Origin of the sequence: Segatella copri (assembly GCF_003465495.1) — a bacterium.
Taxonomy (GTDB): Bacteria; Bacteroidota; Bacteroidia; order Bacteroidales; family Bacteroidaceae; genus Prevotella; species Prevotella copri_G.
The window spans coordinates 14,188-39,825 of the sequence record NZ_QSAV01000012.1 but is presented as its reverse complement, the minus strand read 5'-3'; the positions used below and the strand labels follow the sequence as shown (position 1 = coordinate 39,825).

The window sequence follows — 25,638 nt, the reverse complement described above, 5'->3', positions numbered from 1 at the left end:
AAACATTTTCATTTTGTAGTCTCCTCCTTTTATACTATCTTTGCATCTAATATATATATTAAGGTATAGACTGCCTAAAAGAACAGAAAGAAATGGAGAATAAAAAGATAAAAATCGCCGTAGCCGGAACAGGATATGTAGGCCTGAGCATCGCTACCCTGCTGAGCCAGCATCATGAGGTGGTGGCAGTAGACGTGGTACCCGAAAAGGTGGAGCTCATCAACTCGCGCCGCTCGCCTATCCAGGACGAATACATAGAGAAATATCTGGCTGAAAAGGAACTCAACCTCAAAGCCACAACCGATGGAGAAGAAGCCTATAAGGATGCCGACTTCGTAGTGATTGCCACACCAACCAACTATGATCCGGTGAAAAACTACTTCGACACCTCGCACGTAGAAGAAGTCATCCGTCTGGTGATGCAGGTGAATCCCGATGCCATCATGGTCATCAAGAGCACCATTCCGGTAGGCTACACCGAAAGCATCCGCCAGAAGACGGGCAGCAAGAACATCATCTTCGCTCCTGAATTCCTGCGCGAGAGCAAGGCACTCTACGACAACCTCTATCCGAGCCGCATCATCGTAGGCAGACCGAATGGTGACGAGCGACTGGACCAGGCAGCCCGCACCTTTGCAGAACTGCTGAAAGAGGGAGCCATCAAGCAAGACATAGAAACCCTGTTCATGGGACTTACCGAGGCAGAGGCGGTGAAACTCTTCGCCAACACCTACCTCGCCCTGCGCGTGAGCTACTTCAACGAGCTGGATACCTACGCCGAAATGAAGGGCCTCGACTCTAAGGCAATTATCGACGGAGTGGGTTTGGACCCTCGCATCGGCACCTTCTACAACAACCCTTCCTTCGGATACGGCGGCTACTGTCTGCCGAAAGATACCAAGCAGCTGCTCGCCAACTATGCCGATGTGCCTGAGAACCTGATTCAGGCGATTGTGGAGAGCAACCGCACCCGCAAGGATTTCATCGCCGACCGCGTGCTGAACATGGCTGGCTACTACGATTATGCCAACCAGAACAACTTCAGCGAGGAGGAAGAGAAGCCTTGCACCATCGGCGTATACCGGCTCACGATGAAGAGCAACAGCGACAACTTCCGCCAGAGCAGCATACAGGGCGTGATGAAGCGCATCAAGGCAAAGGGCGCGCAGGTTATCATCTACGAGCCTACGCTGAAAGACGGAACCACCTTCTTCGGAAGCCGCATCGTAAACAACCTGGAGGTCTTCAAGCAGCAGAGCCAGGCCATCATCGCCAACCGGTATGACAAGTGTCTGGATGATGTGGAAGAAAAGGTTTACACCCGCGATATTTTCAGAAGAGACTGATTTGAACTGAAAGTTAATAGTTAAAAGTTAACAGTTAAAAGCGGAAGACGGAAAATAGGAAAACAATAATATTTATAATAAAGAGAAAAATAAGAAATGGCAAAATTAGTAATCAATTCCTACGAGGAATTTGCATCTCACCTCGGTGAGAAGTTAGGAGAATCAGACTGGTTGCAGATTGACCAGGACCGTATCAACAAGTTCGCAGACGCTACACTTGACCCACAGTGGATCCACGTAGACGTAGAGCGCGCCAAGGTAGAGAGCCCTTACCACAGCACCATCGCTCACGGTTACCTCACCCTCTCAGTACTCCCATACCTCTGGCAGCAGATTATCGAGGTAAACAACCTCAAGATGCTCGTAAACTACGGCATGGACAAGATGAAGTTCGGTCAGCCAGTCATCACCGGTTCACGCGTGCGCCTGGTAGCCACTCTCCACGACATCCAGAACATCCGTGGCATCTGCAAGACCAGCATCAAGTTTGACATCGAAATAGAAGGTCAGCGCAAGCCAGCCCTCTCAGGCATCGCTTCTTTCCTCTACTATTTCAACAACTAAAAGATGGCAGCAGGTAAATGGATAGGTGGTGTGCTCGGTTTCATCACAGCCGGTCCGCTGGGAGCCCTGGCAGGCTATGCCCTCGGTTCCCTCTTTGAGCACGGACTGGATGCGGTAAACCGCGACGGCGACCACCATTACAACAACGCCTACGATGCCTACAGCGGCCAGCAGCACAACGGCCGCCAGGGTTTCGGCAACCAGGGCTACAGCCGCCAGCAGAGCTATGAGGGAGAGCGAAACTCCTTCATGTTCTCGCTGCTGGTGCTCAGTTCCTACATCATCAATGCAGATGGCAAAATCATGCATTCCGAGATGGAGATGGTGCGCCGCTTCCTGCGTCAGAATTTCGGCGAGGCAGCCAGTCAGCAGGGCGAGGAAATTCTCCTCAAACTCTTCGAACAGCAGAAGCAGATGGGCATGCAGCAGTACCGTTCGGTGATACAGGACAGCTGTCATCAGATACGTGCCAACATGATGTATGAGCAGCGCCTGCAGTTGCTCAATTTCCTCGTCATGATTGCCCAGGCCGATGGAATTGTGAATCCTCAGGAGATTCAGGCGCTCAAGGAGATGGCCATCCACATGGGGCTTTCTGCCGAGGATGTAGACCAGATGCTGAACCTGGAGAGCGGGGCTTCTTCAACAGGCAGTCTGGATAATGCCTACCGTGTTCTGGGCATCAGTCCTGACGCCTCAAACGATGAGGTTAAGGCCGCTTACCGCAAGATGGCGCTCAAGCATCATCCTGACAAGGTAGCAGCACTGGGCGAAGATGTGCGCCGTGCAGCCGAGAAGAAATTCCAGGAAATCAACGACGCCAAAGACCGCATTTACAAGGCTAGAGGACTCTAGGTTCCAGATTAGGATTAAAAGTTCCAGATTAGGATTAAAGGAGTTAAGACAGATTGTCCTAGCTGCCTGAAAACGAAAAAAAACAAAGGCTCGCCAAGCAATTTTGGCGAGCCTTCATTGTATCTTATCGTATCTTTATCAGAAGATTATCATCCGAAAAGAGCGGAGAGAGGAGTAAGATTAATCCTCATCCTCAGTCTTTCTTCTGCGGATAGCGCGCTTGCGCTTTGGCTTCTCCTCTGTCTTAGGAGCCTCAATCTTAACACCAGCCAATTCCGGGTCGATGAGGATACGGCCGCAATACTCACAAGGGATAATCTTCTTGTGCATCTTGATGTCGAGCTGGCGCTGAGGTGGAATCTTGTTGAAGCAACCGCCACATGCGTCACGCTGCACGTAAACGATACCCAAACCGTTGCGGGCACCATTACGGATGCGCTTGAAACTCTGGAGCAAACGTGGCTCAATCTTCTTCTCGAGCTCGAATGCCTTCTCCTTCAAATTCTCCTCTTCCTCACGGGTTTCAGCCATGATTGACTCGAGCTCAGAACGCTTCATTACCAAGCCCTTCTCGCGGTCTGCCTTCTGGTCCTCAGCCTTGTGAAGGTCGTACAGGCGCTCGTTGATTGTCTGCTGCGCCTCGCGGATTTTCTTGCTGCAAAGTTCGATTTCCAGCTCCTGGAACTCGATTTCCTTGCTCAAAGTATCATACTCGCGGTTGTTGCTAACCATTTCGAGCTGCTTCTTATAACGCTCCACGCTAGCCTGAGCCTCCTCAATCTCGTGCTGCTTCTGATCGATGGCGCGGTCAAACTGCTCAATATCGGTCTGGATTTTCTCGATACGGGTGGTAAGACCAGCAATATCGTCTTCCAAATCCTGAACTTCGAGAGGCAACTCACCTCTCAACGCACGCTTTTCATCAATTGCAGACAAGGTGGTCTGAAGCTGATAGAGAGCCTTCAACTTCTCTTCCACTGTCAAATCTGTAGGATCTTTCTTTGCCATAATTCCTTATTTAAATATTAAATGTTTAATGTTAAATGTTAAATTGGGCTTGCGCCCTTCCAGCCATCTTATAAACTGAAGTTATAAATACAATATCGGATTCGTATTTATCTCCGAGATGCAGCATTGGGCATCAGGGAAATTCTCCTGGATGATGCTGCGGAAGATTTCGCCCGTAAACTGCTCACTCTGATAGTGGCCGATGACGCAGATCTGAATCTCCTGCTCGTGGCCGAAATACTCGTGATAGCTCATCTCGCCCGTGATGAAGGCATCGGCACCTGCCTTGATGGCTGCGTCGAGCAAGAAAGCACCTGCTCCACCGCAGAGTGCCACCTTCCTGATAGGACGTCGAAGCAACTGGTTGCACTGCACGCACTCCACGCCAAACCGCTCCTTGAGCATCAGCACCAAGTCATCGGCTGCCAGGTCCTCAGCCACCTCTCCGATGACGCCCTCGCCGCCCTTCACGCCGTCCACTTCCTTCTCGCCAGCAAAGAACTGCACGTTTCGCAGCCCCAGTTTCTCGGCAATCTTGAAGTTCACGCCGCCCGCAGCCGCATCCATGTTGGTATGCATCGCCACGATGGTAATATCATTCTTAATCGCCTTGCGCACGGTACGCTGCACGTAGTTCTCGTCCGAAATTCTCGCCAGTTTGCGGAATATCAGCGGATGATGGCTCACGATGAGGTTACATCCCTTCTGGATGGCCTCGTCTACCACGGCTTCAGTAACGTCAAGACACAACAATGCCCCTGACATTTCTACCGCCTCTGTCAATCCAACTTGCAGGCCGGCATTATCATATCCTTCCTGCAAGGGCAGAGGCGCGTAATGTTCAAGGGCATCAACTACCTGTTTTATTTTCACGCTCCTATTCAATATTTTATTTTTAGACTGCAAAGTTACTCATTTTTCCCCGATTTTATCTCCATACAGCCCTCTGTTTAAACTTTTTTAATACAAAGTTACGCTTTTGCGCAAAATATTTCACAAAAACAGCCGATAGTTGTAGATTTTTTATTAATTTTGCAAGCATACTTCATAAAGCAGAACGGAGCCCGTCCCCAAGGAAAGGTTCCCGATGAAGAACAGAGTATAATAAATTGGTATAGAACATCGTATCATAAAAATAGTATAGCTTATGCATCAATCTACATTACCCTGCGATTTCGCACTCCCTGCCGAATGGGAGCCACAGAGCGCCATCATGCTCACCTGGCCACATGCCGGCACCGACTGGAAGCCGTATCTGCCTGAAATAACAGATACTTATCTCGAACTGGCAGATATCATCACGCGCTACGAGCAGCTGCTTGTGGCTACACCCGATGTGCCCGCCACCCGATACCAGCTCAAGAAAAAGCTCTCTGCCGAACAGATAAGCCGCGTGCTGCTCTACGAGGTAGAAAGCAATGATACCTGGGTGCGCGACCACGGACCCCTCACGATGGTGCTGCGCAGAAAGCAGAACACCTGGATGGTGCCTTACCGCATACTCGACTTCAAGTTCAACGGCTGGGGCGAAAAGTTCAGATGGGAGAAGGATAATGCCATCACCCTGCAACTATACTATCAGGCAGCCTTCAATGCCGATATAGAGAACCACCAGGGCTTCGTGCTCGAAGGAGGCAGCATCGAGAGTGACGGAAAGGGTACACTCTTCACCACCTCACAGTGCCTGCTGGCGCCTCACCGCAACCAGCCACTCGACCACGACAGCATCGACCATCTGCTGCAGACTTTCTTCCAGCTCAAGAGAGTCGTCTGGCTGGATCACGGCAATCTGATAGGCGATGATACCGACGGCCATATCGACACCATCGTGAGAGTGGCTCCACACGACACCTTATTATATGTAGGCTGCGATAATCCGGAAGATGAGCAGTATGAAGACTTCCAGGCGCTGGAGAAGCAGCTCAAGGGCCTCTTCACCTGGGAGGGATATCCTTACCGCTTGCTCAAACTGCCGATGCCCGACCCTATCTATGATGAGGGCGACTGCCTCACCACCAACCCGGAGAGCGAGGGCGACCGCCTGCCTGCCACCTATGCCAACTTCCTGATACTGAACAAGGCGGTGATTTATCCCACCTACAATCAGCCAGAAAAGGACGAGAAGGCACGCAAGCAGATTCAGCTCGCCTTCCCCGACCGCGAAATCATCGGCGTAGATTCGCAGACCATCATCCGCCAGCATGGCAGCATCCACTGCATCACCATGCAGTTGCCCGAGGGAGCCCTCAGAGACTCAACATTCCACATTTAACATTAAACATTTAACATTAAAAGTAAAAAATGAAAGTCGGTTTATTACAACTTCATAATACGGCAGATATCGCCAACAACAAGCAGCGCCTGGCAGAAGGCATCATCGACCTCGCCCATCGCGGCGCAGAGCTCATCGTGCTTCAGGAGCTTCATAACTCCCTCTATTTCTGTCAGGTAGAGGATGTTGACCTCTTCGACCTGGCAGAGCCTATTCCGGGCCCTTCGACCGATTTCTACGGCAAGCTTGCCAAGGATCTCGGCGTCGTCATCGTCACCTCCCTCTTCGAGCGCCGCGCTCCGGGCCTCTACCACAATACAGCGGTAGTGATGGAGAAGGATGGAAGCATAGCCGGAAAATACCGCAAGATGCACATCCCCGACGATCCTGCCTACTACGAGAAATTCTATTTCACTCCGGGCGACCTCGGTTTCCACCCTATCCAGACCTCTGTAGGCAAGCTCGGCGTGCTGGTTTGCTGGGACCAGTGGTATCCCGAAGCAGCCCGTCTGATGGCGCTGCAGGGAGCCGAAATGCTCATCTATCCTACCGCCATCGGCTACGCTACCTATGATACCGAGGAAGAGCAGCAGCACCAGCGCGAGGCGTGGACTACCGTGATGCGGGGCCATGCCGTAGCCAACGGATTGCCGGTCATCGCCGTAAACCGCGTAGGTTTCGAGCCTGATCCTAGCGGTCAGACCGAGGGCATCCAGTTCTGGGGCAGCAGTTTCGTAGCCGGTCCTCAGGGCGAGCTCTACTACCGTGCCAGCGATCAGGAAGAAGAGAGCCTGGTAGTAGATATCGACCTGAAGCACAGCGAGAATGTGCGCCGCTGGTGGCCATTCCTCCGCGACCGCCGCATCGAGAACTACGGAGATATTACCAGGCGATTTATCGATTAACCCATTTTTGCCGGAAATTCCGAGAGAATATCGGGATTCCGGCATACATATATATATAAGGTATAGATTTTCAGGATAAATGGAGAATTTGGAAGTGATGGTGATACTTTTCATCATCGTGATTTTAGGTTACGTCGCCTGCAAGTTGGGATATATGGGCGACAAGTTTGACAAGAAGCTATCCAGCATGGTGGTAGATATCACCTGTCCCCTGCTGGTGCTCTCGTCAGTAATGGGCGATGAGCTGCCCGACCGCACGCTCATCCTTCCCCTCCTGGGCGTAGGTTTTCTTACCTACATCCTTTTGCTGGTATTCGGTTTCTGGGTGCCGCGTCTCATCACGCGCAATCATGATGACCAGGGCATGATAGGTTTTGCGCTGATGTTTGCCAACGTAGGTTTCATCGGTTACCCTATTGTTTCGAGCATATTCGGTCCGAAGGCCATTTTTTATGCCGCGCTGCTCAACATGCCAAACACCTTTTTTATTTTTACGGCAGGTGTAATGCTCATCAAGGGCGAGTACAGCGTCAAGCAGTTCAATCCTAAGGTACTGTTTTCTCCGGCTCTTCTTGGTGCCTTCGTTGCCGCCCTCCTGGTAGCTTTCGGGGTTCATACGCCCGATATCATTGCGCGTCCGGTAACGATGGTGGGCAACATAACGGTTCCGGCAGCCCTGATGATTATTGGTTCCTCGATGGCTAAGTTGCCGGTGAAGGAGATTATCGGCAGTCCTAAGGTATACCTCTCCTCGTTCTTGCGTCTTGTGGTAGTACCTCTGAGCATTTATTTTCTGTTCAAGGTATGTGGTGTAAGCGATCAGGTCAACGACATCAATACGGTTGTCATTGCGATGCCCGTAGCGAGTTTCGGCACGATGTTCTGTCTGAAATACGGCCGCAATCCTTCGCTCATCACCGAGATGACGTTCATCACCACAGTTGGCAGCATCATCACCATCCCGCTCATCACCCTCCTCTTTTCGTAATGCAGGAAGGGTGAAATGCCTGGCGTACTTGCGTATCTTACTGCAATGACATCTTTTTTACGCATTGAACGATAAAAAAATCTCCATTTTTTCGTTATTACCCGTTTTTTGCTTATCTTTGCAAATAAATTTGGCACGAAGAAATCCTTTTTACCAATAATATAAATTAGAAAAAAATGAAGATAAACAACAGTACGAAGAAAAGCCTGCTCATCATCGCACTCGCGATGGCCAGCACTACTTGCCAGACACAGGCCGCCCCGATAGAACATATCGGCGACAGATACATCATGCATATTCCAGAAATGGAACTCACAGGCGAAGAATCACTCCTCGATGTACTCATGATGTGCCCGGAAGTCATCTCACTCGACGGCAACAACATCATCGGCGGAGATCCATTCGCCAACCTCTACGGCAAGTTCGTCATCCGTATCGACAACCAGGAATACGGACTCGATTACGCCACCTTCCTCCACCATTTCAAGGCTCGGGAGATAGAAACCATCAAGGTGTGCCAGAACGCCGAAGTGATGAAGGGATGCAGCAGTCTGAAGAAAGTCATCGACATCACACTGCGCAAGAAGGAGAACGGAACCACCGGCAGATGGGGACTCTTCGGTGATACCTACGGCGGCGCAAAAGGCATCGTCAGCGTCATCAGCCAGCAGGATAAGCTCCGCGTGCTCAGTCATGTAGAAGGCAACTTCCAGCGCACCTCCAGCAGCGATAAGGACGCCTACCAGGGCATCTCAGGCACCACCGTGAACCACTACTCCCACGAGGGCGCCAAGCTCAATCTGCTCTGGACGCCTACCGCGAAGGATGTGCTCGAAATAGATGCGATGCAAACCTACACCCGCAACCATTTCACCCACACCCCGGCCGATTACGTGCGTGCCTATCATCTGCAGGCCGACTATACCCGCACGCTCGCCGACAACGGCTCCAGCATCCTCTTTACCCTCGGTGCCGAGCATATCAGCGACAACGGACGTACGCTGGAAGAAACCCATACTGCGCCCTACCAGAACCACTCCACCTATCCCTTCATGGTGGTAGAATACGCCACTCCGGTCATCACCCCTGATCTCTGGATTACGGCAGGTTTCGAGGGCGGACTCTCCATCGAGAAGAACTGCGTCGCCGGTTACACCAACCATTCCAACTATCAGGATTTCTACGCCCAGCTGGATTACAACATCGGCAAGTGGGGATTCATGGCAGGCGATCGTTTCCGCATCATCAACTTCCGTCCTAAGCAGATTGCGCCGGAAGAGCACTGGAAGCATACCACGCGCAACCATATCTACTCGGCGAGCGCCTATTACCGCTTCACGCCGGGTCATACCCTGCAGGCCACCTACTGCCGCCGCATCTTCAATCCCGAGTTTGGCGATTTCGTAACCGCGGGCGATATGGAGGGCTCCTGGCAGCCGGTTTATACCGCCGATATCGGCAACAGCATGGCGAATGTGGTAGAGCTCAAGCATACCTACAGCCGCCCAGCCTTCGTGCTCAGCACCTCGGTGAAGAACATTCACCAGCACCTGTTCAGTGCCATCCACGACAATACGCTCGGCATCGGCTCCACCGCCTTCTGGCACAAGGGCATCCTTCGCCTCACAGCCGGAGTCAACTACTTCTGGCAGCGCAGCGAAACCCCTTCAGAGGAGGCTCAGCAGCGCAATGCGGAGTATAATCATTTTGCCGTGTTCAAGTTGGCACCGCAGCTCACAATGGCCGATGGCTGGCGCTTTACGGGCAACCTCATCTGGTGTACCCGTCGCTGCAGCGATGCCTACACCCCGGCTAATCTCTATGCCGAGGTAGGGGTATACAAGAATCTGGGCAAGCACTGGACGCTCGAGGGTCGCTTCCACGATATGGCGAGCCAGCACTTCGGCAACCGCGCTGCCACCATCGGCTGCACGTATTATTTTTAACTTGAGCTTTAACAATCTTTTTCTAAATCAGAAGCAAGATTTCTGTTCCTTTCTTATTTTCTTATCAGAAAGAAGAAAAATTTTAAAAAGAAAGGAACAGTATATATGAGAAAAATTGATTTCAAGAAGATCGGGCTGGCAGCGATGATGCTCCTGTCGGCCCTCACATTCCAGTCGTGCGATAACGATAACGATACCGATTGGGACCGCGTTTTTCCTAACGCACTGGTAACCGTGAAGAAGAGTGGCGATGCCTGCTATCTGCAGCTCGACGACAACACCACGCTGCTCGCCAAGAACCTGAAACCAACCATCTTTGACGGTAAGGAGGTTCGCGCCCTGGTCAACTACTCCCAAACCTCGGAGAAGAGCGAGAAGTATAACCAGGTGATTCACGTCAACTGGATAGACAGCATCCTGACCAAGAAGCCAGTTCCTTCGCTCGGTTCCGATACCGAGAACCGCGAGAAGTATGGCGACGACATGGTCGACATCGTTCGCGACTGGGTAACGGTGGCAGAAGATGGCTATCTCACCCTCCGTTTCCGTGCTCTCTGGGGCGGTCAGAAGGTGCATTACATCAACCTCGTTACGGGTGTGAATCCAGATAATCCTTACGAGGTAGAGCTGCGCCACAATGCCAATGGCGACCCTCAGAACTACTGGCGCGATGCCCTCGTAGCGTTCAATCTGAACGATGCCGTGCCTGATACAGAAGGCAAGACGGTGAAGCTCACCATCCGCTGGCGTTCCAGCCAGGGCTACAAGAAGGTAGATTTCGACTACTGTTCGCGCAAGCCTATCAGCAGCCCGAAGATGCTCGAAGGATATAGCCAGGAAGGAAGAGATATCCGATAAACGAAGAAAAAGCAGATAAAGCAAAAGCCCCGATGCGTGACGCATCGGGGCTTTTTTACCTTTTTACTTTTTTACCTTTAAAAGCTGCTGCAGCTTGTTACACCGAGGGTGGTAGCGATGGCTGTAAGGAAGGAGATTGCAATTTGCAAAATTGTTTTCCAGGTACTTGCTTTCATAATCTTTAATTTTTAAATGTTAAATATTAAATGTTGACTTGGCTGGGGGGAGCCTCAGGCGAGGGCTTTATTCAAGCCCGTCGCCGCCTTCCTGAGAGCCGCCGCCTTGTTCAGTGCCGCCTGAGGTACCACCAGAGGTGCCACCCTCGTCGGTGCCGGTATAGCCGCCGTACTCCTGAATCTTGCACTTCTTGCGCAGCTCAGAGTTGCTCCAGCTTTTTGTGTTTCTCACAATCAGGTGTACACCCTCTACGCTGGCAGCCGTTACCTTCTCCTTGGTATCCTCCGCCTTCGAAGTCATACCGATAGAGAACAGGCCGAGATCAGAGAGACGCACACTCTTGCCGTCGAGAATCAACTCCTGCAGATGGTCGAGTGCATCCATCAGCACACCGTGGATAGTACCTCGGGAGTAAGGCGAACCGTGGTCAGAGATGTGGGATACGAATCCCTCGAAATCCACCTCGCGGTCGGTTACCGCAGTGGCATACCACTTTTTCTTACCAGCGTTCTCGCCGCTCTGTGGTGTACGCTGCAACTTACGATACTTCAATGTTCCTTTCTGTTCCATGATATTAAAATATTAAAGGGTTAATATAAATGTTACTTGAATTAATGTTAATTGTCTACTTGCTGGTTGGGGGTGCAGCCTTTCTTGAATCACGATGCAAAGAAAGTGCAAACGAGAACAGAGCTAAGCTTGCTTAAGCTTTGTCGAGTGCAGCCTTTCTTCGAACGACAGTGCAAAGGTACGGCAATTTTCTGATACTACCAAATTTCACCCTGCAGAGTTATGTTAAACGAATTTAGCACTTCGGACGCATCCGGTTAATCTTGCCAACTCATAATTTATCGTGCGAGAAAACTATGTAATGTAAAAAGTTTCTCTATGCTTTCTCGTCCCGAAAACAGCAGGAAGCAAGAAATCATCCATCAATGCTTCCACCTTCCTCAACCTCCAAAGCGTGACAGTTGTGACAGTTGTGACAGTTTTCAGCGCCTACCCCCACCTCCCTCTCTTTAGAGGTAACTTATAATATATATATAAATATATATAATAAGTTAAATATAATAATAACAATTTGAAAGCAGCCCGAATTCATATACCCCTCCCCTGAAAACTGTCACAACTGTCACAACTGTAACGCCTCTCTTCTTCTTCTCCCTTCTCTACTCCTTCATCCATCTTTGTAAAGAAATCACCTACCCATCTCCATCCCCCCGCCCCATCAGTTTGCGGAGATTATCTGGCTTATTCTCCGCAAATTTTCGGAGAATAGACAATAAATCCCCCAAAAACTTGCATGAAAGAGAAATATTTCTTATTTTTGCATTATCTTTGCAGGAATTAAGAGGAAAGGACGAAAATATGAAACAAGAAAACAATAGAATACAATTACCCCTAGAAGAAATCAAGCTCGCATTCGCTGCTTCATGCGTTGAGGGAGCTGCAAGAAAGCTCGGGGTACCATATATTGAAATATACGAAAGAATGAGAAAGGTTGATTTAATCAACAAGTTCATTCTGCCCCACTACGATACGCTCCACACCGAAAGTCGAGAGTATCTTATAGAAGATGTCATTGAGTGTCTAACTAATTGGGAGAAGAAAGCTTCTCATCAACAAATACTTAGTATATAATGGAACAGAAAAAATATAAACAGATCAACACAAAGACACCCGAGATTCAAGAAATGATTCTAAGCTATCAGATAGGTGGCGTAGCATACGAACTGTCACAGCGCCTGGAAATATCTCCAGCTCTGGCTCTTGATCTTTTCTATCGCAGCAAGACCTGTGCCCAACTCCACGATAAGCGCACAGGCCTGTATCTCATGAGCAATGGCTACATCGCCGATGATTTCATTTACGAGAAGCAGAGAGGGTACTAAGCCGCAGTTTTATATCTGAGATACCTTACCCCACACGCCCTGAAGGGGCAGAAGCTTAATGTTTTGTCTGGAGTTTTAAAGCTTTTGCCCTTACAGACCGAAAAGATTTGCGTATTTTCTAATATTTTAGCTAAAAAGCAATCTAAGAACGTAGTACACTCTTCCTTATGTACTCACGTTGCAAAGATACGCTTTTCTTTCGTAATTTCCAAGAAATTAACTAAGAAAAATTCTCTAATTCTTGACGAAAAACGAATCAAGCACTTGGTATAATTTTAAGAATCAAGAATTTAAGAATTTTCATTCTTGCTTGATGAATTTTGAACTGACAAATCATCACCATAACCCGTCAAATACTCGTTTTAATACTAAAAAGAATAAAATAACCAGCTAAATATTTGGAAGTTACAGGAATATTGCTTATTTTTGCAGAAGAAAAGCTGCACTCGGCAATTTGAAAGCAAGCTTTCATTGCGCACGTTTGCATCACAAACATTTTAAATTATATAATTATGTTAGGAATAAATGCACCAAAAGTTTTAGCTAAAGGCAAATACGCACAAGCCGTTCGTAAAGCCGCTCTTGCATCCATCGGTGCAAAAGCAAAGAAAGACGATGCCACAAAGACATCAAATTATCCATATAAATTTGAGTGGAATTTAGAATGAATTTAGAAGAATATAAAATAGAACTTTTATCAGACTTTGAAGAGTTGATAAATTTCTATACAGGAAAAGACAAAATGGATGACTTTCTTCATAATCACTTACAAGATTGTGAAGAGAGTCATTATTGTAAGACATTTTGTGTCCGCTTAAAAGCAAACAACACGATTGTTGCAATTTTCGCCTTAGCATTCGACTCTGTTGACATTGATTCAGATGATTTTGATGATATGCGTATGGGGGCAGCAGGAACCGATTTGCCAGCAGTAAAAGAAACATTCCGAGAACAATTCGAACAAAAATATACTTATCCCGCTTTAGAAATTGCCTACTTAGCTATTGAACAAAAATTTCAAAGTTTACACCTAGGTTCAGCCTTAATTGAAGAAATAGCTTCGATGGCTAGAAACCAAAGATATGCCGGTTGCGTCTTCTTGACTGTAAGAGCTTGGCATACCTCTGATTATAGCGCAGTAGGTTTCTATGAAAAAAATCAATTTGCAAAATTGACTCCAGTTCCCCAAATGGATGTTTGGCCAATGTACAAAACAATTTGGCCGGAGGAATAACCCCCTACACGCCCTGAACCAACGGGCACCGGACGAAGGGAATTGAAAATCACCACAATTTCCAGGCCCACTCCATAGAAGATCTTCCAGAGGATTATCTCCCTACCGAAGATTCTTATTATGAATTTGAGCCAGAAGATGTGAACAAAGAGAACTTATCCATAGCAGAAATGAGCGGCAAGAAACTCGACTGGTTCCGCAAGGTCTGTGCAGCGGTACTGTAGTCACTTTTTCCGATTGTCTGCAATTCGTCCGCAACTTGCGGACAAATTCACTGATAGCACAATAACCATTGATATTCAACAAATTGCAGCCAACAAGCAAAATCGTCAACAGCCTGTTGACGATTTCAAATTATTGGTTCCTATCTCTAGTTCCGCATGTGGTTCAGGCACGCCCTGAAGGGGCAGAAGCCCCTAGCCCTGGGTAACGCCCTGGGTATAAGCACAATCAGCCTTGCGCCTGTAAGGGCAAAAGCCTTTAAAAAAGGATATTAAGAATGAAAACAAGAGAAGAATACATAGCCCTCATCACATCTCATGCCGAAGAACTGCAAAACACCTTCGGCATCACCTCCCTGCGCCTCTTTGGTTCTGTAGCAAGAAACCAGCACCACGATGGCAGCGATGTAGATATCTATGTAGAAATGCCCCCTAAGTTTTTTCTAGTAGTCCGTCTGAAGGCATACTTGGAAGAACTTTTAGACAGCCCTGTAGATATTATCCGGAAGCACCAGCACCTCAACCCCTTCCTGCTCAAGGAAGTTGAGAGAGATGGGATTGAAGTGATAGCGGAGCGATAGATTAGGGACACCAGTAGATAAATATGTTGACTATGGAACTCAACAAGAATCTCCGGGTTGGTATCCCTGCCCCTTATTGCCGCCATATTGTTGTGGCGCTGTTCTATGGTTAAACGGTCCGACATTTTACTCTATCTTTTTTAAAAAGGGATTTCTTCTATCCCATTATACCTTTTCATCCACAAAAATATTATTTTATTCTCAAAACCCAAAGAAAAAGCCCAAAAACTTGCATAAAGGAGAAATATTTCTTATTTTGCAGAAAAAAAGATGGCAAAGGAAATATAAGCTTATCAGTAATTTCTCATAAATCGTGTAATAATTCATAAAAAAGAAGGTTTTTACTTGGTAGTTTCAGGTTTTTATTTTATCTTTGCAATATGAAGAAGGAACAAGAACTTACATTGACAGCCATCCGTGAATGCCTGGCAAAGAATATGCCACCATACGGGAAAGCGATACTTTTTGGCTCACAAGCTAGAGGTACCGCTAGAGATGATAGCGACTGGGACATTCTTGTTATCTTAGACAAGGAACAGCTTCTTCCTTCTGATTATGATAATGTAACCTATCCTCTTACCGAGCTAGGCTGGGATTTAGGAAAAGAAATAAATCCTGTAATGTATTCCGCTAAGGAGTGGCAGAAATATAAGATTACACCATTTTATAAAAATGTAGAAAAGGAAGGAGTAAGTTTATGGGGCTAACAAACGATGAAAGAAGTTCTTTTTAAATAGCATCATCAAACTTATCAAGGAAAAACAATAATTGCAATATAACTTTCACCCAAAAGTGATAAGTTTGTAGATGGCTCTTTTAGCCTTCACGAACTCTTTTCTTTGCTTGACTTCTTGGGCTGTTTCTTTCTTTTCGTTGGCGAACTCTTTTGTGTCGTTGGCGAACTGTTTTTCTGAGTTAGCGAACTCTTTTGAGTCGTTGGCGAACTGTTGATTTATGACACACCCTCTTGTGGACCTTCAGCCCGTACTTAAACCACATGCGAAACTTGAGTTAAGAGTCCACTTTAAAATTCCGTGAAATCCCTGCCTATTCCTCTCGTCTTTCCGCCTCCGGCTCCGCCACCATTTCCGGCACTTCTTCCGGCAATTCATATCTTCTGATATGATGATCTTCCAGATAGATATGGTTCAGCGTAAAGGCGAGCGACTCCAGCGTCTTCTCCCTTACCGCCGGCTTCAGTTCACATTCCCATATCACGATGGTATGCCATCCCATTTCAGCCAGCCGGTGCAGCACCTCATGGTCCCTCTCCCGGTTCCTCCTGATCTTCTCCATCCAGAACCCGGTGTTCGATTTCGGCACCACATAATATTTGCACCCCTCATGTCCGTGCCAGAAGCACCCGTTTACCAGAATACAGGTGCGATATTTCCTCAGCACGATGTCCGGCTTGCCCGGCAACCGCGGATGATTGAGCCGATACCTGAATCCCCTACTCCACAGAAATTTCCTGACAAGAATCTCCGGTTTGGTATCCCTGCCCCTTATTGCCGCCATATTGTTATGGCGCTGTTCTATGTTCAAACGGTCTGACATATTACCTTATCCTATATTCATCAAATCACGCAATGAGACGATAGTTTTCGTCTCGCACTCAGCAACTTCCTTGAAACCGAATTCAAAGCTATGGTAATCAGTTAGCGAGAGGAATAAAATCAGTTTATCATCCTTTATTCTCAGTCTTGAATTTGTCACCCGATAATATCCTTCAGATGCATTCTCAACTATAAACATAAAATAGTCGATAGAATCTATCTTGAACATACCTTTATTGATGTCCAGAGGGATTTCCATAGAAAGCCTATTATGCTCATAATCATCATAAGCATCCCTATCGACCGCTAATACAAATACGTTTTCGACCTTATATACCAGTCCCTTTTGAGGGATAACATCCTTAACATGCTCATAAACACCTTCTTTAGGCAAGACTTCATGCGGGTCGGTACCCAGACAGCACTCCTTTACAGTAAAATTCTTCCTCAGCTCTGCAAGCAATGCTTCATTATTTTTTTCGTCTTTTTTATCGAGAGCAAGAGAGAAGATAGTTTCTTCCTCAAATGGGGTATACACCTTACCCAGAACCTGCCTGAAATGTGTTTCTACATATTCTTTTGCATTCACAGACGGAAGCGGACGCATGGCATAGAAATCAAAGTCCTGCTGAAGCCAGTTTCGTATTTCTGAACAGAATTTGGCTCTGATATTCTCCTTCCATTGCTGCTGTTCTCCCCTATTATTTCTTGCATAGAGCGAGAGAACAAACAGAAAGTTAACATCGTAATGGAAAAGAAGCAGCGTATCACGGTCAAACAATCTGTTCTGAAACTGCTTGGAAATGTATCTGTTGTTCTTTCTGTCAGTTTCCTTGATACCGTCTATGGCATAGCGATACTTTTCGTCCATAGTAGCAGAAATGAAGAAGTTCGGAATGATGTTATATCCTTCTGTTTCATCATCACGAAGCTTTATGCCGGATTCAGGCTTTCTGCCGCTGTTGAAGATATCCAGGTTCCACTGTATCACGTTTCTCGCATAGGTGTATTGCTTATAAATGGACTCCTTCCCGAGTTCGTTGCCCATCTTATAATACTTACTGTCACCGATATAATAAGTATTGCTTGATTCGTCATTAATCAAGCTCTTCGCCGTAAAGAGGTGGTCCACTATCTTACCGTCTTCCTGTTTCTTGTCCATTCCGTCAGGCAGCGGATTATCGCCCACCAAGGCATCAATAATCGCCTCAAACACGATATGAAAACTCTTGACAAGCAGATACTCTTTCTGGCTGGTATTTACATATATCTGATGCGACTTGTCGAAGAAAGCATAGCACAGCTTCCAAAGCTGCAACGCCTTGTCTGAGAAATACTTATACTTAATCTGATTCAAGCGTACTTTGCCATATCCGTTTCTGTATTTCTCAAACTGTTTTCCCTTTATCAGGTCAAAATTACAGTTTATCTCTTTAGGGAACCCGTATGTATCAGCTATATAGTTGAGAATCGAGAAGAAGATAACAAGCAGTTCTTCATCAAAGTTAATCTTACGTTTCTTGTTAACTGGATTTAAATAGATAGCATTCCCATCTTGTATAATAGCAGAAGTAGTACTGATGGTACGGGTCCAGTTAATCTTATTCAAGCCTGAATGGAGATTCTTTAACACAAAGAAGAAGAAACTTTTATTGTCCTTATTAAACTGGATTAGCGACAGAAGAATATCAAGGAATGTATTGCTCTTTCGCTTGCTGCTACCACCCACCTGATTAATCATCTTCTGATAAACAATAGTCGAGTCGTTGCTCTTGTCGTTCTTATATACAACGATGGCTCTATATATCCATACAGCAAAGCCATAGAGGAAATCACGCTCCTCTTTTGCCAGTTTTTCCTGACCTTCAGGGTTGATAATATCGTATGGCTGGTACTTACCAAAAGCAAGTTCCTTGCCATCCACATCACGCAGCAATACTTTAGGAAGAATAAACACGCAGTCTCCTAATAGGGGATTATAATAATACCCTACATAATGGATGGACACCTTGCCCTCTACGTTCTCCATTGCATCGATGCCGTATAATACATCGTGCACATCAGATACATTGTATTGATATTCTTCTATCAGGATTCTCATTTTCCTACTTTTTAAATCGATTATTTGCAGACAAAAGTCTTATTCATAACATACTTTCAGCTGCAAGTCTAAGCGGTTATCCAACAACATTACCATATTATACATTGTAATGTCATTAAGACCCTTAATAATAAAACAATCGCCCTCCTGAACATAACTAAAGGTTGGATCATTCAATATCGCCTCATATTTACTCTTTGTTACCAAAGGCGTATGGCGGCGATGATATTTCATTTCTGCCGCAATTTTCTCAACCTGTTCTATTCCGATTTTAGAAAGTACCTTACGATAAGTTTCAAACCTGTTATCCTCGTCTATGACGGTTCCGTCAGGGAATTCAACAGTAAATACCTTAGGTGTTCTAGGGAGTTTCTTATCGCCTTCGGTTTCAAATCCCTCTTCACTGTTGTCTTCATCAGCTTCAGAATCTGGTTTCAAATTTAAGTTACTCAGGAATTTAACGATTTTCGTTCCATTCACTTTCACCTGATTATTTTCTACAGAGTAGAACTTGTCAAATGAGAGTTTTTCTCCATCCTCATCTTTAAAGGTATCTCCCTCAAATTCAGAGTCTTTGAATACATCATTCCAAAGATAGAAGATAACCTTGCTGACAAATTTATCGGCACTTATTACACCATCTTTAGCCTTGCAGAAGAAATAGCCTAGCTTCTTGTCTTCAGAATAGGTTGCATGGTAAACTTTGTCGTTAATAGCCTCAAGGAATTTCCACCAATCATACTGGACTCCGTTCACTTCAATCATCCATTTCTTACCAGCATCACTTATTGGCACATAATGCCAGTCCCAACGGCGCTTGAAGGCAGAATCTATCGGGAAGAGACTCTGGTCGCTGGTATTCATAGTTGCCCAAATATAGAGGTTGTTAGGAAGCAGCAGGACGTCACCAGCCAACACTTCGGCTACAATGTCCTTGCCACCTTTAAACAGAGCGTTAATACCCTCCTTATTCTTGATTTCCAGTCCTTCAAATTCTTTTTCGAGCAGTTTTTTCATGTCCGAATCAGCCTTGATAGGATACTCAGAGAATCCTTCATCGCCACGATCGAGCAACTGGAAGAGATCTCCGAAAATCTGGGCGCAGTTGCCTCGGTTAATCTCTTCTATAACCAAAAATTCGTCCACAGGCTCTTCGCCCTCCTGTACGTCACAATACTTCCTCCATGCCGCAACGTATGCCTGTAGGAAGGCCTGACTCACATACTCGTAGACGATTTTATCCTCCATCATTTCCTTGCCGTTTTTATCCCTTACAGGAACGGCTTCTGTGCCAATAACAGTTATTACTGGCACAGACTTAGTGGTAGGCTTATATGCGCCTACAAAAGTGGAATAGTCGGTATCAGGATGGAACGTTGTTCGGATAACATCCTTGCCCGCTGTAAGCTCGTTTATAGCGTGGCTCTTGCCGGTGCCAGGGGCACCGTAGAAGATTTGCTGGAGAGGAATCAAACAATTATTATTACTCAATATCTCCTCAACATCATCTTCTTTCCCATCATTATATGGCGTTGTTACATTTTTAATCTCAATATTAAATATTCCATCTTCTGCTTTTTTTATATGCAGTTCAGAATATTCCCCTGCCATATAATTACGAACAGTAAACTTCGCTTTGCGTTCTTCACCTGTACTATCTAGATAAACGACATCCTGCATCAAGCCATTAAAATAGAAACGATTATCAATTTTTCCATTTTTTTGAACAACATTTTTACGAGCATTCCAGACCTGTGTTATTGTATCTACAGACTTCCCATCTACTTTAAACAAAGCATCAAGTATAGCCAATTGGTCTATAACAAACTTACTAGAATACTCAATAATGCAATGCGTGGCTGACTGATCGAATTTTCTTGGTAAAATTGAAGCTATAAACAATATAGCCTGTGAAAGATTTTCTTTAAAAAATCTTACCGTAACATGTTCGCCAGCACCTTCAAAAAAAGCATAATGCTCATTATCCAAGAACAAATCTGTATTCTTGGCATCACCAGCATTTGGTTGCCTATAGCTGGCATTTGTATCATTTATATGTTTTACTATCTCATCCATTTCTTATAGTTTTATTGATTCCTGTATCATACTAAAGCAATCTACTGGAGAAACTGCAATGTTTAAATCTAGAAGTTTCGTCTTACTTTCAACAATAGCAGCATTAAGCTTTTGAATATTATTATTCATCTCCTTCATATAAGGCAAGCACTGTGTGCATATCTTCAGATTAGCAGAAGATTCAGACATATCAAATACTCTATAAACGGAATAATTAGTATCAGCATTCAATAGATTAGCAAATTCAACCTCTTGATTGCTGAAAACAATATTCTGGCTGAAACCAAATCTTGTTGACTTAACATCAACATACTGATGTATATCAGAAGTTCCAATCAAAATAAAATCGTATGGCAAACCAGATTCTCTGCTCTTATTCATCCATTTAAAAGAATCTAATTCCTTGGCAGATTTTAATCTTTCTAGATACTCATTTACCAATTCTTCACCTTGCTTACCTACTAAAGCAATATGCTTTTTTGCCTTATCTAAATCAAACGGTTTATATTTTTTACTTACAGCACCCGTTTGAGAGATGATTTCTATCTCCTTTTGAATATCAATACTAGAGTTGTTTATCTTACTCACCATGATATTCTTTAAACCAGCATAAGCCTTATCCTCATCTTTAATGATGCGAACATTATCCTTAACCAAGGTCTTGATAATAGCAAAATCTTCAGAATGACTATTGATAAGCCAAAATACCAAATCTTTATTTTCTAATCCAGACCAAAGGAGATACCAATCTGCACTCTTATCTTCCAAGGCAAACTCTCTAATTTTTGAGACAACGGATTCTTCACCAACTCCCCCTTTTCGTATTTTAGGACTTCTATAAGTTCCATCAGGATTTTTGATTCTGTCAAAATAACAATCCAGTATTTGACAGTAATCCCCATAAACTAACATTGCCGTAGTAACGACATTATCTCCTAAGAATTGGAGGACATCTTCAAATAGCCCAATGTGAGTTTGATTACTTGTTTCACTTGTACCCAATTCTACGCCGCTTAATTTCTTTAAGCCGATGCGCTTTTCTATATCAAAAAAGAAAAACATATCATTCATGAATTATATTGTTTATGATAAGATAATACAAAACTGCATAAATAGTATTTACGCTAACAGCATTTCCTGCTTGCTTATACAGAGAGCCATCAGCAACACCTGCATTACGACCATTTAGTGCAAAACTTGCAGGAAAGCCCTGCAACATAAATGCTTCTTCTGGCGTTATTTTACGAATTGGCAATTTTGCCAGTTCTTCTTTTGTCATCGTTTCTACAGGATTTATTTCTCCTTGAGAATCTATGAAATCTTGACTATAATAGTTATCTTGACAAGCTCTATGCATTTTGTGCATTGTTGCAGTCAGAGGTCTAGCTATTCTCATATTAATATCTGAACGAGATTTGAAATTAGCTGACCCATCAGCCAATATGGTTGGTTTGATTTTTTCAGATAAAAAGTATTTTTGATTAACATTTCTCTGAAGTAAATCATTAACTGTTTCATAATGACTAACACTTAAATTAGCATATACATTCTCAAAAGTATCAGCAATATTTGCACTAGAAAACATATCCTCAAAGTTGTCTGGAAGAGGTTCAGTTGTTGCAAAAATCAAAAGCCTATTTCGAGTTTGTGGAAGATGAAAATTTGCCGTATTGAAGACTGTACTAAACACCCTATATCCTAACAATTCTAATTCTTCATTAATTCTATTATAGGTTCTCCCTTGGTCGTGATTTCTTAGATTCTTTACATTTTCAAGCAAGACATATCGAGGTCTTCTTGCTGCAAGAATGTCTATAATACGGAAAAACATCTGTCCTCTATCCTCATTGAACCCAGCCTGCTTTCCCATCATACTAAATGTTTGACATGGGAATCCACCTGTTATCAAATCGAAGTCTGGCAAATTTTCTATATTCTCTGGATTTTTAGTAAATTCAACAATATCCCCCATTGCAACTTCCTCATCCTGCTCTGGCCTGTAATTAGCACAATATGTTTTCACTGCCTTAGGATCTATTTCAGAATAGCCTACGCAGTGAAAATTCATAATATGGTCTTGCGTCAGAAGATCCATCGCTCTTCTAAAACCGCCTATACCTGCAAATAATTCAAGATGTCTCATTTTATAAATTTCATAATGCCATCACCAATAGCTTTGGCAAGTTTTACTGGAACTGCGTTCCCAACCTGTGCATACCACATATTCTGAGAACCAGTTATCACATAATCATCTGGGAAAGTCTGGATACGTGCAGCCTCCCGAGGACTCAAACCTCTTGCATCCCATGGATGTATATACATATTACAATCAAACCTCATGTGAGAAGTTATCGTCTTGCAAATTTGCGTTTCATCCAATTTGAAATATTTATCCTTAAAAATACCATTTCTTCTTTTATAAGGCATAATATCTGCTATTGACTCATGCAAAGAATTTGCTCCTTGCGGCAACCGCCTATATATCTCTATATCACGCTCATTATTATATCTATTCTTGTGGTTATAGAGTTTCTTAATATCTTTTTCTCCATTAATAAACTTATAAAAGTCATTATGAATATATGTAAAATCACATTCTGTAAAACCAGACTCTGCGCACTCTATTCCCTTCGAACCTTTTTCTTTTTTGGCGACAAGATGTGGTAATCCATCTAAGGCGTCTTTCAACACAAATGGTTTTCGTTTATGTTTATATATCTCTTCAAAAATTAATTTGGGAGAAATATTAACTCTATTACCTATCATTATAAAACGTTCCCTATTTTGAGGAACACCATAATCTTGCGCTTTTACAAGAGCATAATCAAATTGATATTCTTCTCCCAGATACTCTTTAAAATTTTCTTTTATTTCTTCAATTTTGTTCATCATTCCCTTTACATTCTCCATTATAAAGAACTTTGGTCGAACATTCTGCAAGAAAATCAGATATTGTTTATAAAGAGAATTACGTGGATCATCTAATATGCGTTGTCGGTTTGCCATAGAAAATCCTTGGCACGGAGGTCCTCCGCAGACTAAGGTAATATCTGATAACAAATTCTTATACTCATCAAGATGCTGATTGAGGTCAGCTATATCACCAACAAAATAATGATCATCACTCAATTCATGATTATACTTGTAGGTATTACAAAACTGCTCTACGATTTCATTTACAAACCATGGAGTAAAGCCAGCTTGCTGCAATCCAAGACTAAGACCGCCACAACCAGCAAATAAGTCTACAAATTTATATTGCTTCATTTCTATTTCATCTTTATTATCTACCTCTTCTAAGAAGATTATGAATATACAAAAATAAGCATTTTTTTTCGTATATAATCAAAAGCATATTCCTTTTCAGGACTTTTCAGGACTTTCTTGCTACTTGATTATAGATTTTATAAAAAATAAGCTTTAAAATCACGCCATTTTTTTTGGAAATCCCTACAAATATTCATATCTTTGCATCATCAACAAGCATATCGCAACATGAAAAAGAAAAAGGAACATATATTGGCAGCTATCCGCAAATGCCTGGCGAAAAACTTGCCGGCTAGCGGGAAGGCGATACTTTTCGGCTCGCAAGCCAGAGGTACCGCCAGGGAGAATAGTGACTGGGATATCCTTATCATATTGGATAAGAAGAAACTCATGGCTGACGATTATGACAACATCACCTACCCACTGACCGAACTCGGATGGGAACTGGGCGAGGAAATCAACCCCGTGATGTATACCGCCCAGGAATGGGAAAAGTATAGGAATACACCCTTCGTCAGGAACGTGGAAAAGGAAGGGGTAAAAATATGAATATAAAGGAGTAATTACAAATAATACCGCTTCATTAACGTGGTTACAGGTATCGCTTTTCACGTGGTTGGCGATACTTGTTTAAGGAGTGATAGTCACGTGGTCATAAAATGACATGAACCGTGACGCTGACATCGGGTTTTACGTTGTCAAGCCATAACCAAAAGTACTCGATTATCGCTTTCTTCTCTGACGCGATAGATGTTTTTTGCCCCCAAATGTTAAAGTTTAGTTAACGTAGCGGAAAAGCTACCTAAATATTTGGTGTTTTGTAGCTTTTTAGCTACCTTTGCAGTGTCATTCAGACAAAGAGTTCTTTTACATGTTTAATTACAACAATGAAACACAATCAATTGTACAATGAGTTGACTAAAGCGGGATGCTTTATCACTCGACATGGTGCCGAGCACGATGAATGGTTCAATCCCCAAGAATGGGATGAAAATCAGAATTCCAAGACATGGTAGCCATGAGGTTAAGATGAGCGTGTTGCGTGATGGACATGTGGAGAACTCTTTTTATGGGAATTTTAAACAAATAAGATATATGGCAAAGAATGTAGTGCTGATTTTAGAATATGGTAATGGCGGATACTCTTGTTACAATGATGAGCCATTGGGTAATTATGGTGTCATAGATGGCGATGGTGCGACCGCTGAGGAAGCCAAGGCCGACTTCATGAAGGCTCTTCAGGAATGTAGGGATGATGACCCTAACAACAAGGCCTTGCAAGACTTGACGTTTACATATAAGTACGACGTGCAAGCTTTCTTCAAGGAGTTCTCCTTTCTCAACGCTACCGAGATTGCCAGACGTGCAGGCATCAACCCATCGCTCATGCGCCAGTATGTAAGTGGAGTCAAGACCGCTGGAGAGAAAACATACCAACGACTCAACGCCTGTATGGACAATATTAAAGCGGATTTACAAGCAGCCGTCTTTTGATGGTTGTGTTTTCATAAAGTAATTAAATGAACTCTTTAAGCCCCTGGTGCGTGACGCATCGGGGGCTTTTTGTGCCCAAATGTTGTCAGCATCATGGCTTTATCACAAACTCGACGGCATCGATGGAAATGGTGGAGTGGGAAGTTTCACCGAAGAAGAGAAGAATATGCTCCGTGGAGCACTATGCGAGGTTTCAAACCGCATACGTGCTGCTGCAGACAGAATTTGAACAAAATCTCTTTTCTTGCATCATTTAGCCTTTTTCCATCGGTCAAACATACCACGAACGCACAAATT

The 25,638-nt window shown here is 44.5% G+C and carries 28 protein-coding genes; 18 read left to right on the top strand and 10 right to left on the bottom strand.

Annotated features, from left to right (window positions below; all coding sequences use genetic code 11):
* Nucleotides 1-92 precede the first annotated feature (92 nt).
* From DWV53_RS05150 to DWV53_RS05140, 3 genes are all read left to right on the top strand, one after another.
* Nucleotides 93-1,346 (top strand): nucleotide sugar dehydrogenase, encoded by a 1,254-nt coding sequence (locus DWV53_RS05150; protein ID WP_118152098.1) that lies wholly within the window; start codon nt 93-95, stop codon nt 1,344-1,346.
* A gap of 96 nt (nt 1,347-1,442) precedes the next feature.
* Nucleotides 1,443-1,910 (top strand): MaoC family dehydratase, encoded by a 468-nt coding sequence (locus DWV53_RS05145; protein ID WP_006847353.1) that lies wholly within the window; start codon nt 1,443-1,445, stop codon nt 1,908-1,910.
* A 3-nt stretch (nt 1,911-1,913) separates the two neighbouring features.
* The gene (locus DWV53_RS05140) at nt 1,914-2,765 is read left to right on the top strand and encodes a TerB family tellurite resistance protein (protein WP_118152096.1); all 852 of its coding nucleotides are present in this window, start codon (nt 1,914-1,916) and stop codon (nt 2,763-2,765) included.
* 180 nt (nt 2,766-2,945) lie between these two features.
* Here DWV53_RS05140 and DWV53_RS05135 read toward each other — a convergent pair whose 3' ends face one another.
* Together DWV53_RS05135 and DWV53_RS05130 are read right to left on the bottom strand one after the other, a co-directional pair.
* The gene (locus tag DWV53_RS05135; RefSeq protein WP_118152094.1) at nt 2,946-3,773 is read right to left on the bottom strand and encodes a zinc ribbon domain-containing protein; all 828 of its coding nucleotides are present in this window, start codon (nt 3,771-3,773) and stop codon (nt 2,946-2,948) included.
* A gap of 81 nt (nt 3,774-3,854) precedes the next feature.
* Nucleotides 3,855-4,646, bottom strand: coding sequence for a Nif3-like dinuclear metal center hexameric protein (locus DWV53_RS05130; RefSeq protein WP_118152092.1), 792 nt, complete (start codon nt 4,644-4,646; stop codon nt 3,855-3,857).
* Nucleotides 4,647-4,920: 274 nt separating this feature from the next.
* Here DWV53_RS05130 and DWV53_RS05125 point away from each other — a divergent pair, with 274 nt between their 5' ends.
* The 5 genes from DWV53_RS05125 to DWV53_RS05105 all read left to right on the top strand — a co-directional run bounded on the left by DWV53_RS05125 (nt 4,921) and on the right by DWV53_RS05105 (nt 10,742).
* Entirely contained in the window at nt 4,921-6,045 is a 1,125-nt protein-coding gene (locus DWV53_RS05125; RefSeq protein ID WP_118152090.1) for an agmatine deiminase family protein, read from the top strand.
* A 29-nt stretch (nt 6,046-6,074) separates the two neighbouring features.
* Complete coding sequence (locus tag DWV53_RS05120; RefSeq protein WP_118152088.1) at nt 6,075-6,950, top strand: carbon-nitrogen hydrolase; 876 nt, start codon at nt 6,075-6,077, stop codon at nt 6,948-6,950.
* A gap of 79 nt (nt 6,951-7,029) precedes the next feature.
* Nucleotides 7,030-7,938, top strand: a complete 909-nt coding sequence (locus tag DWV53_RS05115; RefSeq protein ID WP_118079313.1) for an AEC family transporter — start codon at nt 7,030-7,032, stop codon at nt 7,936-7,938.
* Between the two features lie 176 nt (nt 7,939-8,114).
* Nucleotides 8,115-9,884, top strand: a complete 1,770-nt coding sequence (locus DWV53_RS05110; protein ID WP_118152087.1) for a TonB-dependent receptor domain-containing protein — start codon at nt 8,115-8,117, stop codon at nt 9,882-9,884.
* A gap of 105 nt (nt 9,885-9,989) precedes the next feature.
* On the top strand, nt 9,990-10,742 hold the full coding sequence (locus DWV53_RS05105) for a NigD1/NigD2 family lipoprotein (RefSeq protein ID WP_118152085.1): 753 nt from the start codon (nt 9,990-9,992) through the stop codon (nt 10,740-10,742).
* A gap of 77 nt (nt 10,743-10,819) precedes the next feature.
* Here DWV53_RS05105 and DWV53_RS15665 read toward each other — a convergent pair whose 3' ends face one another.
* Both DWV53_RS15665 and DWV53_RS05100 read right to left on the bottom strand, forming a co-directional pair.
* A complete protein-coding gene (locus DWV53_RS15665) occupies nt 10,820-10,918 on the bottom strand; it encodes a smalltalk protein (protein WP_153113243.1) in 99 nt (32 codons plus the stop codon).
* A gap of 67 nt (nt 10,919-10,985) precedes the next feature.
* The gene (locus DWV53_RS05100; RefSeq protein WP_118152083.1) at nt 10,986-11,489 is read right to left on the bottom strand and encodes an HU family DNA-binding protein; all 504 of its coding nucleotides are present in this window, start codon (nt 11,487-11,489) and stop codon (nt 10,986-10,988) included.
* A 798-nt stretch (nt 11,490-12,287) separates the two neighbouring features.
* Between DWV53_RS05100 and DWV53_RS05095 the strand changes: the two genes are divergently transcribed.
* From DWV53_RS05095 to DWV53_RS05070, 6 genes are all read left to right on the top strand, one after another.
* Nucleotides 12,288-12,560 carry a DUF3791 domain-containing protein gene (locus DWV53_RS05095; RefSeq protein WP_118152135.1) on the top strand — a complete coding sequence of 91 codons (273 nt, stop codon included), beginning with the start codon at nt 12,288-12,290 and terminating at the stop codon, nt 12,558-12,560.
* Nucleotides 12,560-12,811, top strand: coding sequence for a hypothetical protein (locus DWV53_RS05090; RefSeq protein WP_117588197.1), 252 nt, complete (start codon nt 12,560-12,562; stop codon nt 12,809-12,811). Before DWV53_RS05095 ends, DWV53_RS05090 begins: the two co-directional genes overlap by 1 nt.
* A gap of 512 nt (nt 12,812-13,323) precedes the next feature.
* Nucleotides 13,324-13,479: a hypothetical protein gene (locus tag DWV53_RS15660; RefSeq protein ID WP_153113850.1), complete on the top strand. Its 156-nt coding sequence runs from the start codon at nt 13,324-13,326 to the stop codon at nt 13,477-13,479.
* Nucleotides 13,476-14,045: a GNAT family N-acetyltransferase gene (locus DWV53_RS05085; protein WP_117728093.1), complete on the top strand. Its 570-nt coding sequence runs from the start codon at nt 13,476-13,478 to the stop codon at nt 14,043-14,045. The genes DWV53_RS15660 and DWV53_RS05085 overlap by 4 nt, the downstream gene beginning before the upstream one ends.
* 499 nt (nt 14,046-14,544) lie before the next feature.
* On the top strand, nt 14,545-14,847 hold the full coding sequence (locus tag DWV53_RS05080) for a nucleotidyltransferase family protein (RefSeq protein ID WP_118152081.1): 303 nt from the start codon (nt 14,545-14,547) through the stop codon (nt 14,845-14,847).
* 380 nt (nt 14,848-15,227) lie between these two features.
* Complete coding sequence (locus DWV53_RS05070; RefSeq protein WP_118152079.1) at nt 15,228-15,554, top strand: nucleotidyltransferase domain-containing protein; 327 nt, start codon at nt 15,228-15,230, stop codon at nt 15,552-15,554.
* A 340-nt stretch (nt 15,555-15,894) separates the two neighbouring features.
* On the opposite strand, the gene DWV53_RS05065 is transcribed toward DWV53_RS05070, so the two are convergent.
* From DWV53_RS05065 to DWV53_RS05040, 6 genes are read right to left on the bottom strand one after another with little or no spacing between them, the layout of a single operon-like run.
* On the bottom strand, nt 15,895-16,404 hold the full coding sequence (locus tag DWV53_RS05065) for a very short patch repair endonuclease (protein WP_118152077.1): 510 nt from the start codon (nt 16,402-16,404) through the stop codon (nt 15,895-15,897).
* Nucleotides 16,405-16,410: 6 nt separating this feature from the next.
* Nucleotides 16,411-18,504, bottom strand: a complete 2,094-nt coding sequence (locus DWV53_RS05060; protein WP_118152075.1) for an LlaJI family restriction endonuclease — start codon at nt 18,502-18,504, stop codon at nt 16,411-16,413.
* 39 nt (nt 18,505-18,543) lie between these two features.
* Nucleotides 18,544-20,580, bottom strand: coding sequence for an AAA family ATPase (locus DWV53_RS05055; protein WP_259318913.1), 2,037 nt, complete (start codon nt 20,578-20,580; stop codon nt 18,544-18,546).
* A 3-nt stretch (nt 20,581-20,583) separates the two neighbouring features.
* On the bottom strand, nt 20,584-21,651 hold the full coding sequence (locus DWV53_RS05050) for a protein NO VEIN domain-containing protein (protein WP_118152073.1): 1,068 nt from the start codon (nt 21,649-21,651) through the stop codon (nt 20,584-20,586).
* Nucleotides 21,644-22,723: a DNA cytosine methyltransferase gene (locus tag DWV53_RS05045; protein WP_118152071.1), complete on the bottom strand. Its 1,080-nt coding sequence runs from the start codon at nt 22,721-22,723 to the stop codon at nt 21,644-21,646. The genes DWV53_RS05050 and DWV53_RS05045 overlap by 8 nt, the downstream gene beginning before the upstream one ends.
* Nucleotides 22,720-23,847 carry a DNA cytosine methyltransferase gene (locus DWV53_RS05040; protein WP_118152069.1) on the bottom strand — a complete coding sequence of 376 codons (1,128 nt, stop codon included), beginning with the start codon at nt 23,845-23,847 and terminating at the stop codon, nt 22,720-22,722. The genes DWV53_RS05045 and DWV53_RS05040 overlap by 4 nt, the downstream gene beginning before the upstream one ends.
* Before the next feature lie 228 nt (nt 23,848-24,075).
* Here DWV53_RS05040 and DWV53_RS05035 point away from each other — a divergent pair, with 228 nt between their 5' ends.
* The 4 genes from DWV53_RS05035 (at nt 24,076) to DWV53_RS05020 (ending at nt 25,570) form a co-directional block, all read left to right on the top strand.
* Nucleotides 24,076-24,396, top strand: coding sequence for a nucleotidyltransferase domain-containing protein (locus tag DWV53_RS05035; protein WP_118152067.1), 321 nt, complete (start codon nt 24,076-24,078; stop codon nt 24,394-24,396).
* Nucleotides 24,397-24,734: 338 nt separating this feature from the next.
* Complete coding sequence (locus tag DWV53_RS05030; protein WP_259318912.1) at nt 24,735-24,863, top strand: hypothetical protein; 129 nt, start codon at nt 24,735-24,737, stop codon at nt 24,861-24,863.
* 79 nt (nt 24,864-24,942) lie between these two features.
* Complete coding sequence (locus tag DWV53_RS05025) at nt 24,943-25,341, top strand: pilus assembly protein HicB (RefSeq protein WP_118152131.1); 399 nt, start codon at nt 24,943-24,945, stop codon at nt 25,339-25,341.
* Nucleotides 25,342-25,384: 43 nt separating this feature from the next.
* Complete coding sequence (locus tag DWV53_RS05020; protein WP_417166016.1) at nt 25,385-25,570, top strand: DUF5053 domain-containing protein; 186 nt, start codon at nt 25,385-25,387, stop codon at nt 25,568-25,570.
* The last annotated feature ends 68 nt before the right edge of the window (nt 25,571-25,638 follow it).